The following is an 11,541-nucleotide window of genomic DNA, read 5'->3' as shown; positions in this document are numbered from 1 at the left end:
TTGACAATAAGAGTGACATTCTATGAGTCTGACATTTGTCAGTGAGCAATTACTCACGGCTAATAAACTGAGCCATCAGGATTTACAGTCCATTTTGGGCACGTTGAGTGAACGGCGTATCGACTATGCCGACCTGTATTTTCAATCAAGCTACCACGAGTCGTGGGTGCTGGAAGACCGCATCATCAAGGACGGTTCTTATCATATCGATCAGGGCGTGGGTATCCGCGCCATCAACGGTGAAAAGACCGGTTTTGCCTACGCCGACCAGATTACGCTCAATGCGTTGCAGCAAAGTGCGCAGGCGGCGCGCAGCATTGTGCGTGAGCAAGGTAACGGTGCGGTCAGAACGCTGGGTGAAGTGCCGCATCGCAGCCTGTACCCGCAGGCGAATCCGTTGGATAGCCTGACCCGTGAAGAAAAGATCGCGCTGTTGCAACGGGTTGATGCCACCGCCCGTGCGGCGGATGTCCGCGTGCAGGAAGTGACTGCCAGCCTGACCGGTGTGTATGAGCTGGTGCTGGTGGCCGCCACTGACGGTACGCTGGCGGCAGATGTGCGTCCACTGGTGCGGTTATCCGTCAGTGTGCTGGTGGAAGAAAATGGCCGCCGTGAGCGTGGTTCCAGCGGGGGCGGCGCGCGTACCGGCTATGACTATTTCTGGCAGCAGGCGGATGGCGAAGTGCGGGCGGAAGCCTGGGCCAAAGAGGCGGTACGCATGGCGCTGGTGAATTTGTCTGCGGTCGCGGCACCCGCCGGGTCGATGCCGGTGGTGCTGGGGGCAGGGTGGCCGGGCGTGCTGCTGCACGAAGCGGTCGGTCATGGTCTGGAAGGCGACTTCAACCGCCGCGGCACCTCGGTGTTCAGCGGCCAGGTCGGCAAGCTGGTGGCGTCTGAGTTGTGCACGGTGGTAGATGACGGCACGCTGGAAGATCGCCGTGGTTCGCTGGCGATGGATGACGAAGGCGTGCCCGGTCAGTACAACGTGTTGATCGAGAACGGCGTTCTTAAAGGCTACATGCAGGATAAACTGAATGCCCGTCTGATGGGCGTTGCGCCGACTGGTAATGGCCGCCGCGAATCTTATGCTCACCTGCCGATGCCGCGCATGACCAACACCTACATGCTGGCGGGCAAATCCACTCCCGAAGAGATTATTGCCAGCGTGGAGTATGGCTTGTACGCACCGAACTTTGGCGGCGGTCAGGTGGATATTACCTCCGGTAAGTTCGTGTTCTCCACTTCCGAGGCGTATTTGATCGAGAACGGGCGCGTTACCAAACCAGTGAAAGGCGCGACGCTGATTGGTTCTGGTATTGAGGCCATGCAGCAGATTTCGATGGTCGGCAATGATCTGGCGCTGGACAGAGGCGTCGGGGTGTGCGGCAAGGAAGGGCAAAGCCTGCCGGTCGGCGTCGGTCAACCGACGCTGAAGCTGGACAGTATTACCGTGGGCGGTACCGCCTAAACCGTTCGCTGTCATCGTTAAATCAGGCCGCTTGTGCGGCCTGATTTATTTCTGTGGTTGCTCGCTCTGCGGATGTTCCTGCCGGTATCCCTGATAAATCAGCGCCACCTTGTTGAAGTATTCGGTCAGGTAGTTGATGCACACCTGGACTTTCAACGGCAGATTGTCGCGGCGGGTGTAGAGTGCATATACCGGGCGCGGGTCCGAGTGGTAACGCGAGAACAGGATCTCTATTTCGCCGCGTTTTATCTCTTCAAACACCCACATTAGCGGCATGTAGGCGATGCCAGCGCCGTTTTTCAGCCAGCGAATCAGCGTAACCGGGTCGTTGGTGACGAAGCGCCCTTGCGGCGTCAGCCGGGTGGTGATGCCTTCCGGGGCGATCAGCTCGAATTCGCTGTCCGGGCGGACGCTGTACTCCAGCCAGGACGCGTTGCTCACGTCAGCCGGTTTTTCCGGCGTGCTATGCTGTGCAAGGTAGCTTTTGGCGGCGCACACCACCATCGGCATAGAACCGAGGCGGGTGCTGTACAGGCTGGAATCCTGCAACGCACCGACCCGAATAACAATGTCCAGCCCGTCGGCAATCAGGTCTGGCGCTGGAATGCCGCATACCAGATTGACCGATAACCCTGGGTATTCCTTCAGCATGTCGGTGGTCATGTTAGCCAGTACGTTTTGCGCCATGGTGGAGGAACTGCCGATGCGTAGCGTGCCGATAGGGGTGTTGTTGAACGCATAAAGTTGCTCATGCACTTCCTGGGCTTCGTGCAACATGCGGCGACAACCGTGGTAATAAATCCGGCCAGCTTCCGTTAGCCCGATGCTACGCGTGCTGCGGTTGAGCAATTTTACCTGTAGTTCATCTTCCAGCCGGGTCACCGTCTGGCTGACGGCGGATACGCTCATTGCCAGCTGACGCGCAGCGGCGGTGAACGAACCGAATTCCACCACTCTGGCAAAAACCGACATACTCTTTAATCGTTCCATTGTTAAGCCTGGCTTAAAAGTGATTTAGATCACACTAGGTAGATAACATAATAATAACGTCCCATAATATAACGCGTTTAACCATGAAGAGTGGAGCGGATTGCCTGTTCTTCCTGCCGTGGTTGCTCCAATAGATTAAAAGTGCTGATTTAATATCGTAAGCGATATGCATTGAATCAGAACCCGCCATTGTGATTATTCAGTTAACGCTGTGTCTTTCTCCTGCCAGCAGCCATGTTGGCAGGAATGGGTATTGGGTTCTCCCCGAACCCGATACACACGGCTGCTGGTGCCAGCGACAGGCGGCGTGATGGGGAAAATAAGGAAAAGAGGATGAATTCACTCCCGGTTATGGTGCTGTTTGGCCTGTCGTTCCCGCCGGTATTTTTTGTACTGCTGGTGACGCTGGCACTATTTTTTGTCTGCATTCGCTTGCTGCATCCCACCGGTATTTACGACCTGGTCTGGCATCCGGCTCTGTTTAATACCGCGTTGTTTGTCTGCCTGTTCTATCTGTTATTTCGTTTCGGTCTTTGAGGTTGTTGTGAAAGCATCTGTTGTGAAAGTGATGATCAAAAAATTCAGCCGCCTGGCCATAACATTATTACTGGTGTTGCTGGCGGCGGTGGCGTTAGTGCGCGTGTGGTCGTTTTATACTGAATCCCCCTGGACGCGCGATGCCCGTTTCAGCGCTGATGTGGTGGCGATAGCCTCTGATGTCAGCGGCCTGCTGACTGATGTGAAAGTACAGGATAACCAGCCGGTGAAACAAGGCGATGTACTGTTCGTGATTGACCAGCCGCGTTACCAGCAGGCGTTGGATCAGGCGCAAGCGGATGTGGACTACTATCAGGCGTTGGCCGATGAGAAAAAACGGGAGTCGTCTCGCCGCCAGCGTCTTGGTGTACAGGCGATGTCACGGGAGGAGATTGAACAGTCCGGTAATGCGCTGCAAACCACACTGCATCAACTGGCAAAGGCGCAGGCGGAGCTGGAACTGGCAAAACTTGATCTGGCGCATACGGTGGTGCGAGCGCCGGCTGATGGCTGGATAACCAACCTGCATGTGCATTCCGGTGAATACATTACCCGTGGTGCCACGGTAGTCGCGCTGGTGAAAAAGGATTCGTTCTACCTGCTGGCCTACATGGAAGAAACCAAGCTGTCGGGCGTACGCCCCGGTTATCGTGTAGAAATCACCCCGCTGGGCAGCAATCAGATTTTGTTCGGCTCGGTGGATAGTATCGCCGCGGCGGTAACCAACAGTAGCAGCGCCGCCGATACCAAAGGGCTGGCGACGGTAGATTCTAATCTTGAATGGGTGCGGCTGGCACAGCGGGTGCCGGTGAAAATTCGCCTTGAGCAACAATGGGGCGACCTGTATCCGGCTGGGACAACCGCCACGGTGGTGGTGACCGGTGAACAGACCCGCAATACCAGACCGATGTCGCCGTTATTACAACTGCTGCACCGTCTGAGTGAGTTTGGTTAAGCGGGAAGGGTATCATGCATAATTCCTCTCTGGCGCGGCTGCGTTTTGCTTTAAAAATCAGTCTGGCGGTAGTGATGTCGCTAATGCTTGGGTTTTATTTTCAGATGGGCTCCCCCCGTACCGCGGCGATGACCGCGGCGCTAGTGATTTCCGCCCCCGCATTTGTGGCCGGAGGGGAACCGTTTTCCGGAGCGATTCGGCACCGCGGTATCCTGCGAATTATCGGCACGTTTATCGGCTGTTTCGGCGCGTTGGTGATCATCATTTCGACTATTCGGGCGCCCGTGGTGATGCTGTTGCTGTGCTGTGTCTGGGCGGGCTTTTGCGTCTGGATGTCATCGCTGGTGAAAATGGAGAACTCCTACATTTTTGCGCTGTCTGGCTATACCACGCTGATCATTTTGTTGGCCAGCCAAGGGATGCCGCAGCAATTACCGCAGTTGGCCGTCGAGCGCTGTAGTGAAATTGTGCTGGGTATTGTCTGCACTATTTTGGCGGATTTGCTGTTTGCCCCGCGCTCGGTCAAACCGGCCCTTGATCGCACGGTGGATGAGTTATTGCTGGCGCAATACCAATTCTTGCAGCGTTGCGCCAACGGCATTAGCGGCGATGAGCTGGATGCAGACTGGCATAGCTTAATCAGAAAAACCAAAGCGCTGAATGATATGGGCAGTATTTTGGCGATGGAGTCTTCCCGCTGGAAAGGGAGCCCGCATCGATTAAACGCGCTGTTATCTGAATCCTGGACTCTGATTACGCAGAGCTGCGAAATCTGGCTGCTTCTGTGCGAAGGGGATACCGTGTTACACGGCGGGATCGTCATGCTGCTGGGTAATCCCGTTTCAACGCCAGCTGAGCTGCGTGGGCGGCTGCGACAACTGCGACATCTGGCGGCCACGCACAGTGGAAGCCTGCCTCCTGCATTGGTGAGCTGGCTGTCAGCGTGCGCGCGCTATCAGTTGCTAGCTAGCGGGATAAAAACCAATGCGCGGATTGGCAGGAAGGAGCAGCGGCTGTTGGCTGCCGAGGTATTTGCCAAGCCGAAATCTGCGCAAACGCATTATGCGATGATTAATGGATTGCGAACCGGTGTGACAACCGTGTTGGGGTGCTTGTTCTGGTTGATGTCCGGGTGGACATCCGGCAGCGTGTGTATGTTGATGATCGCCGTGGTTACTGCATTGGTTGCCCGGATGCCTAATCCGGTGATGGCGGTGAAGGACTTTCTGATTGGCGCGATTTTGGCATTACCGTTGGGCGCCTTGATGTATATGCTGGTTTTGCCCGCCACACAGCAGAGTGCGCTATTGATGTGCCTGAGCATTGGCATTATGGCGTTTGTGCTGGGCATTGAATTGCAGAAACGACGCATCGGTACCATGGGTGCGTTGGTCAGCACCCTTAACATACTGGGGTTATCAAATCCGATGTCGTTCAATTTATCGTCGTTTCTGGATAATGCGCTTGGCCAAATCATCGGCTGTGTTCTGGCGCTGTTGGTTGTGTTGCTGATAAAAGACAACTCCCGGCTTCATACCGGTCGCACGTTGCTTAACCGATTTGTATATGGTGCGGTGTCCGCTTTATCCACGCGTTCTGCGCGTCGGCGGGAGAATCATCTGCCGGCGTTGTATCAGCATCTGTTTTTATTGCTGAATCTGTTTCCGGACGACATCGCCAAATATCGGCTGGCGCTGTCGCTGATCATGATGCATCAGCGTCTGCGCACGCTGGAACTGCCGGTTAACGCCAGCTTGTCCGCGTTTCATCGCCAGATGCGAGCAACGGCGGAACAGGTGATTGCCGCTACCCGTGACCGCAGCCACCATTTCTCCCGGCTGTTGACGCAGATGGATGAATACCAGCACCTGTTGCGCGATCATCAGGTATCGGATAGCGCGATTGATGCGGTCGGTCGCCTGACGGTGTTGCTGCATCGACATAAACACGCGTTGGGCGACTAATCCTGATCATAGCGGGTGATAGCCCTGCCATTGCGGCGGCGAGACATGCCCGGTGGGGTTGGCGGTGAGGTGGATGTACCAGCGGTCCAGCAGCGTGAGCGGCAGGCAGTCGTCTACATCGCGCAGGTCATCCTTGTGCTGTTGAAGCACCTCGGTCAACAGCTCCGCTTTGGCGCGCTGTTTCGCTTGTTCCGCCGTTGTTGCGACGAACAGCCCGAACTGATGTATTTCCGCTGGGTTGTACGGCAGATAGCCACCCATATTAATAAACCAGAGTTTTTCCCGACCCTGAAACGGTTGACGGCTAAGCGTGATATCATAACCGTCCGCCCAATGACACGGGGTGTAGCTATCGACATGGATCTGGCTTTTATCGCCGAACCAGTTGGCTTTCAGGAAGGGAAAGCCGTCCTGCGGGTGTTCCACCGCCGCGAACTGGATGTCATGCAATTCGATATTGGCACCCTGAGCGCGCCCGCCCACGTAATACATAAATAGCGTTGTCATGCGGGAACGGTCCTTGCTGGTTGTGGCCGGTCATTTCGCTGCATGGCTGATTGCGTAGCGAAGTGGTTGCCTTAACCGGTTGTAAAATAAATTAATACTAACGGAAGATAGAATAATGACACTGCATCTTTGGCTGGTTTACCTCGGCGTGATCACCGTGTTGATTGCTGTGCCGGGGCCGTCAGCCTTGCTCAGTATGACGCACGGCTTGCGTTATGGGCAACGACGTGCGCTGGCGACCATACTTGGCGGCGCGACCGGTTCGCTGCTGTTGATGACGGCGTCCGCACTGGGGCTGGGTGCAGTGCTGGCGGCATCGGCCACGGCGTTTTTGGTGCTTAAAGTCGTAGGTGCGCTCTACCTGATTTGGCTCGGTATTTCGGCCTGGCGTACGCGAGAAAACACTCTGACGCCGTCGTCAGACGTAGAGGAATCGGCACCGGGCGCGTTGGGGCTGTATCGACGTGGTTTCATGGTAGGCGTCAGCAATCCCAAAGACATTCTGTTTTTTGCTGCACTGTTTCCCAATTTCATCGATACCAGCGCGCCGCAGGCGATGCAGTTTGCACTGCTGGCGCTGACCTGGGGAATGCTGGATTGCAGCATTATGTTTACTTACGCCTGTATGGGGAATCGAGTCTCGGCGCTGTTTGCCCATCCACGCCGCTTGCGGTTGTTTAATCGCGCGACCGGTACCCTGTTTATTTTTGCTGGCTCCGCGTTGGTGGCTTCAACCAAATAAAACAGGCACCGCAAGGTGCCTGCCTGAATTATTCGGCTTCCGCCAGTTCGCGCAGATACTGGAAAATCAGCCGGGCTGATTTGGGCGCTTTGTTGGCCGCTTTCTCTTTTTGGGCGTTGCGAACCAGCGAGCGCAGTTGCTGACGGTCGGCCTGTGGGTAAAGCGCAAGAATGTCCGGAATAGCGCCGTCGCCTTCGGCGATCAGCCGGTCACGTAGCTGCTCCAGTTTGTGGAACAGCGACACTTGCTGGTTGTGGCGGTTACGCAGTTTGTCCAGTGCGGTCTGAATCGGTTCCGGGTCGCGGGCGCGCAGCATTTTGCCGATCAACTGCAACTGGCGGCGACGGCCTTCTCTGGTGATGCGTTGCGCCAGTTCAATCGCGGCGCGCAGATCGTCATCGAGCGGAATGCGCTCCAGCGCGTTCTTGCCTAGCTCAACCAGCTCGGCGCCCAGCGCTTTCAGGGCTTCAGCATCGCGTTTTATCTCGCTTTTGCTGACCCAGATTATCTCTTCGTCTTCATCGTCCTGGCTGGCATCAGGAATCTCGTCCTGCCAGTCTTCGGGATGTTTGTTCATGGTAGCTCCCCAATAAAAGAGGCTGATCCTATCAGGTTATGGGCTTTGTGCGAAATTGTCCGCCGATCCTGTTAGACTCAATGACAGGCTACCTCATTGTAAAGCTGAGGTAAGGTAACGAATAGCAGGCGGATGGCATTCGTTGCATCATGGATTATCTGAATGTTTTCTTACTCATTATGGCAAATCGATGACAATAATCACTCAGGTTGCAGCACAGCGCAAAGCGCTGGAACAGGCGGTATCGCAGGCGCTGGAACTGGCCCGTGCCGGTTCTGATGCGGCGGAAGTTGCCGTTACGAAAACAACCGGGATCAGCGTCAGCTCCCGGTATGGTGAAGTTGAAAACGTCGAATTCAACAGTGACGGTGCGCTTGGCATCACCGTTTACTATCAGCAGCGCAAAGGCAGTGCGTCATCCACGGATATGAGTCCGGATGCGATTGCCCGTACGGTGCAGGCAGCGCTGGATATTGCCCGTTATACCTCGGTTGACCCGTGTGCTGGCCCGGCGGATAAGGATCTGCTGGCGTTTGACGCGCCGGATCTGGACTTGTTCCACCCGGCAGAGCTGGACGCTGATCGCGGCATCGAACTGGCCGCGGCGGCTGAACAGGCGGCGTTGAAAGCCGATAAACGCATCACTAACACCGAAGGCGGCAGTTTTAATAGCCACTATGGCATCAAGGTGTTCGGCAACAGTCACGGTATGCTGCAGAGCTATTGTTCCAGCCGTCATTCCATGTCGGTCAGCGTAATTGCCGAACACAACGGCGAGATGGAACGCGATTATGCTTATACCATCGGTCGTGCGCTGGACGATTTGCAGTCGTCGTCATGGGTTGGTGAAGAGTGTGCCCGCCGTACGTTGGCGCGCTTGTCGCCGCGTAAACTGGCTACTATGGAAGCGCCGGTGATGTTTGCCGCTGAGGTGGCGACCGGGCTGTTCGGCCATCTGGTCGGTGCTATCAGCGGCGGTAGCGTCTACCGGAAATCCACCTTCTTACTGGATAGTCTCGGCAAGCAGATTTTGCCGGAATGGCTGACCGTTCAGGAATTACCGCATTTGCGTAAAGGGCTGGCATCTACCCCGTTCGACAGCGAAGGCGTGCGCACCGCGCAGCGCGATATCGTCAAAGACGGCGTGCTGCAAACCTGGCTGTTGACCACCTACGCTGGCCGTAAGCTTGGCATGAAGAGCACGGGTCACGCGGGTGGCATTCATAACTGGCGCATTGCCGGGCGCGGGCTGGATTTTAACGGCATGTTGAAGGAAATGGGTACCGGCCTGCTGGTGACCAGCCTGATGGGGCAAGGGGTCAGCGCGGTAACCGGAGATTATTCCCGCGGTGCTTCCGGTTTCTGGGTAGAAAACGGCGAGATCCAGTATCCGGTGAGCGAAATCACCATCGCCGGCAACCTGAAGGATATGCTGCGCAACATGGTGACCATCGGCGATGATATCGAAACCCGTAGCAACATCCAGTGCGGTTCGGTGTTGTTGCCGTCGATGAAGATTGCCGGGGTATAACGCTCCGTTTTTCCGACAGCGGCTGCCCTGAAGGTCAGCGCAGCCGTCTGGCGCGTAGCATCAGCGGGGAAGCGACAGCTTAATCTTCGTCAAACCCCGCTTCAAACAACTGAATGACTGCTGCTAACGCCTGTTCTTCATCCGGGCCGGTGACTTCCACTTCGATGTGGCGGCCTTTGGCCGAATCCAGCATCAGCATGGCTATCACGCTGCTGGCATCGGCTTCGGTGCCGCTTTCGTTGCGCAGTAACACTTCGGCATCAAAACTTTGCACCAGTTCGAACAGTTTCATGGCGGGGCGCGCGTGCATTCCTAAGCGGTTTTTCACTTCAACAGTTTGCCTGACGGTCATGATTTGCGTTTTTCCAACGTACGGTGGCGCGATTGCACGTTTTTGCCACGGGAGCGAAAGTAGTCTGCCAGTTGCTCGGCGATGTAGACGGAGCGGTGTTTACCGCCGGTACAACCGATGGCGACGGTAAGATAGCTGCGATTGTTGGTTTCCAGCATCGGCAGCCACAGTTCCAGGTAGCTGCGAGTTTGATAAATAAAATTGTGGACTTCGGTGTGCCGGTCAAGAAACGCTGCTACCGGTTTATCCAGGCCGGTCATCGGGCGCAGTTTGGGGTCCCAATGCGGGTTAGGCAGGAAACGCACGTCAAATACGTAGTCTGCATCAATCGGGATGCCGTGTTTATAACCGAATGATTCGAACACCATGGTCAGTTCGCGTTCGCGTTTGCCCAGTAAACGGGTACGCAGCATTTCCGCCAGTTCGTGCACCGACATTTCCGAGGTATCGATGATCAGATCGGCGCGGGAACGCAGCGGCTCCAGTAGATCGTTTTCTTCATCGATAGCGCTTTCCAGCGACAGATTTTTGCTGGAGAGCGGATGCAGGCGGCGGGTGTCGCTGTAGCGCCGAATCAATGTATTGCGATCGGCATCTAAAAACAGCAGTTGGGGCGAAAAGCTCTGGGGCAGCCGGGTCAAGGCATGTTCCAGCACTTCCGGCGTTTCCGGCAGGTTGCGCACGTCAATGCTGATCGCTGCAGAAATGTTGCGTTCCGCCAGCGTCTGCGCCAGCTCAGGCAACAGCACCACCGGCAGGTTGTCTACACAGTAGAAACCCATGTCTTCCAGCGCACGTAAGGCTACGGATTTCCCCGAACCTGAACGACCACTGACAATCATCAGCACCATCTGACGACTCCCCTGTGCAGCGGGATGGTGATGTCCTCCGCCGCACTTAGCTAACGTTGTTTTCCCAATCAGGTCAGCATTTGTCTGGCTGTTACCTGTTATCGCGCGTGTTGTTTTACACGTCTTGTTATCACACGAATGGTTGTCATGCGTGTGGTGGATAGCGTCTTAACCACGTTTTGCCAGCCGTCAGGGCTGGTCGTGCAGATCCGCTTCCGTCATGATTTGATACAGTTCTTCATCGCTTTGGGCCGCACGCAGGCGCTTGCACACGGTTTTATCCGCCAGCCGTTTGGCAACAAGCGATAGCGTATGTAAATGGGTTTTACATTGTTCAGTGGGAACCAGCAAGGCAAAAAGCAGATCGACCGGCTGGTTGTCGATGGCGTCAAACGCTATCGGCTGCTCCAACTGGATAAAGACGCCGACTGCACCGAGCGTATTGTCGTCCTCCAGCTTGCCGTGAGGAATGGCAATGCCGTTGCCGATACCGGTACTGCCCATGCGCTCACGGGTCAGAATGGCTTCAAATACCATCTGAGGAGGCAGGTTGAGCTGTCTCGCGGCCAGTTCACTGATGATTTCCAGTGCGCGCTTTTTGCTCTGGCAGTGGACGGCGCTACGCGTGCACTCCTTACGGAGGACAGCGCTAAGTTGCATAACGGGCTCGTTGTTCATGATACGTTCACTTAACGACACTGTTGCCTTCGGTTACCAGCCTGCCATGGGCAGGCTGGTTGCTGTCCCTGCACCTGAAACGCAAAATCAGTGCTGTTTCAGTTTATCCTTATGTTTGTTTAACTGTCGTGCCAGTTTGTCGATCAACAAATCGATGGCGGCATACATATCGTTCGCTTCCGATGTGGCATGCAGCTCACCGCCATTGACGTGGATAGTGGCATCCGCAATGTGCAGGATCTTTTCCACTTTGAGTACCACGTACACCTGATTGATACGATCAAAGTATTGCTCAAGTTTGGCGAATTTTGAGGTTACGAATTCGCGCAAAGCATCCGTAATTTCGACGTGGTGTCCGGTAATGTTAAGCTGCATATCGTCTTCCTTCT

Annotated in this window: 13 protein-coding genes; 6 read left to right on the top strand and 7 right to left on the bottom strand. The window is 55.5% G+C overall.

Annotated features, from left to right (window positions below):
- Window positions 1-22: 22 nt before the first annotated feature.
- Window positions 23-1,468: a metalloprotease TldD gene (gene tldD / locus Dpoa2040_RS17480; RefSeq protein WP_168642051.1), complete on the top strand. Its 1,446-nt coding sequence runs from the start codon at window positions 23-25 to the stop codon at window positions 1,466-1,468.
- A gap of 45 nt (window positions 1,469-1,513) precedes the next feature.
- Here tldD and aaeR read toward each other — a convergent pair whose 3' ends face one another.
- Window positions 1,514-2,458, bottom strand: coding sequence for an HTH-type transcriptional activator AaeR (aaeR, locus tag Dpoa2040_RS17475; RefSeq protein ID WP_042867920.1), 945 nt, complete (start codon window positions 2,456-2,458; stop codon window positions 1,514-1,516).
- Between the two features lie 333 nt (window positions 2,459-2,791).
- Here aaeR and aaeX point away from each other — a divergent pair, with 333 nt between their 5' ends.
- From aaeX to aaeB, 3 genes are read left to right on the top strand one after another with little or no spacing between them, the layout of a single operon-like run.
- Window positions 2,792-2,995: a p-hydroxybenzoic acid efflux pump operon protein AaeX gene (aaeX, locus tag Dpoa2040_RS17470; protein ID WP_016943114.1), complete on the top strand. Its 204-nt coding sequence runs from the start codon at window positions 2,792-2,794 to the stop codon at window positions 2,993-2,995.
- A 31-nt stretch (window positions 2,996-3,026) separates the two neighbouring features.
- Entirely contained in the window at window positions 3,027-3,950 is a 924-nt protein-coding gene (gene aaeA, locus Dpoa2040_RS17465) for a p-hydroxybenzoic acid efflux pump subunit AaeA (RefSeq protein ID WP_210424005.1), read from the top strand.
- A 14-nt stretch (window positions 3,951-3,964) separates the two neighbouring features.
- Window positions 3,965-5,914, top strand: coding sequence for a p-hydroxybenzoic acid efflux pump subunit AaeB (gene aaeB / locus Dpoa2040_RS17460; RefSeq protein ID WP_168642050.1), 1,950 nt, complete (start codon window positions 3,965-3,967; stop codon window positions 5,912-5,914).
- A 6-nt stretch (window positions 5,915-5,920) separates the two neighbouring features.
- On the opposite strand, the gene Dpoa2040_RS17455 is transcribed toward aaeB, so the two are convergent.
- Complete coding sequence (locus Dpoa2040_RS17455) at window positions 5,921-6,421, bottom strand: DUF1543 domain-containing protein (RefSeq protein ID WP_168642049.1); 501 nt, start codon at window positions 6,419-6,421, stop codon at window positions 5,921-5,923.
- Window positions 6,422-6,536: 115 nt separating this feature from the next.
- Here Dpoa2040_RS17455 and Dpoa2040_RS17450 point away from each other — a divergent pair, with 115 nt between their 5' ends.
- Window positions 6,537-7,163 (top strand): LysE family translocator, encoded by a 627-nt coding sequence (locus tag Dpoa2040_RS17450; protein ID WP_168642048.1) that lies wholly within the window; start codon window positions 6,537-6,539, stop codon window positions 7,161-7,163.
- Between the two features lie 28 nt (window positions 7,164-7,191).
- Here Dpoa2040_RS17450 and yjgA read toward each other — a convergent pair whose 3' ends face one another.
- On the bottom strand, window positions 7,192-7,740 hold the full coding sequence (yjgA, locus tag Dpoa2040_RS17445; protein WP_042867932.1) for a ribosome biogenesis factor YjgA: 549 nt from the start codon (window positions 7,738-7,740) through the stop codon (window positions 7,192-7,194).
- 190 nt (window positions 7,741-7,930) lie between these two features.
- Here yjgA and pmbA point away from each other — a divergent pair, with 190 nt between their 5' ends.
- The gene (gene pmbA, locus Dpoa2040_RS17440; RefSeq protein ID WP_042867934.1) at window positions 7,931-9,271 is read left to right on the top strand and encodes a metalloprotease PmbA; all 1,341 of its coding nucleotides are present in this window, start codon (window positions 7,931-7,933) and stop codon (window positions 9,269-9,271) included.
- 79 nt (window positions 9,272-9,350) lie between these two features.
- Here the strand turns inward: pmbA and npr are convergent, their stop codons facing one another.
- The 4 genes from npr to hpf all read right to left on the bottom strand — a co-directional run bounded on the left by npr (window position 9,351) and on the right by hpf (window position 11,527).
- On the bottom strand, window positions 9,351-9,623 hold the full coding sequence (gene npr, locus Dpoa2040_RS17435; RefSeq protein WP_015848125.1) for a PTS phosphocarrier protein NPr: 273 nt from the start codon (window positions 9,621-9,623) through the stop codon (window positions 9,351-9,353).
- Window positions 9,620-10,474, bottom strand: a complete 855-nt coding sequence (gene rapZ / locus Dpoa2040_RS17430) for an RNase adapter RapZ (RefSeq protein WP_042867937.1) — start codon at window positions 10,472-10,474, stop codon at window positions 9,620-9,622. The genes npr and rapZ overlap by 4 nt, the downstream gene beginning before the upstream one ends.
- A 189-nt stretch (window positions 10,475-10,663) precedes the next feature.
- Window positions 10,664-11,152, bottom strand: coding sequence for a PTS IIA-like nitrogen regulatory protein PtsN (ptsN, locus tag Dpoa2040_RS17425; RefSeq protein WP_042867939.1), 489 nt, complete (start codon window positions 11,150-11,152; stop codon window positions 10,664-10,666).
- 87 nt (window positions 11,153-11,239) lie between these two features.
- Window positions 11,240-11,527 carry a ribosome hibernation promoting factor gene (gene hpf, locus Dpoa2040_RS17420; RefSeq protein ID WP_042867941.1) on the bottom strand — a complete coding sequence of 96 codons (288 nt, stop codon included), beginning with the start codon at window positions 11,525-11,527 and terminating at the stop codon, window positions 11,240-11,242.
- Window positions 11,528-11,541: the final 14 nt, after the last annotated feature.

Origin of the sequence: Dickeya sp. CFBP 2040, assembly GCF_012273755.1 — a bacterium.
Classification (GTDB): Bacteria; Pseudomonadota; Gammaproteobacteria; order Enterobacterales; family Enterobacteriaceae; genus Dickeya; species Dickeya poaceiphila.
This window is presented reverse-complemented; position numbering and strand designations above follow the sequence as displayed.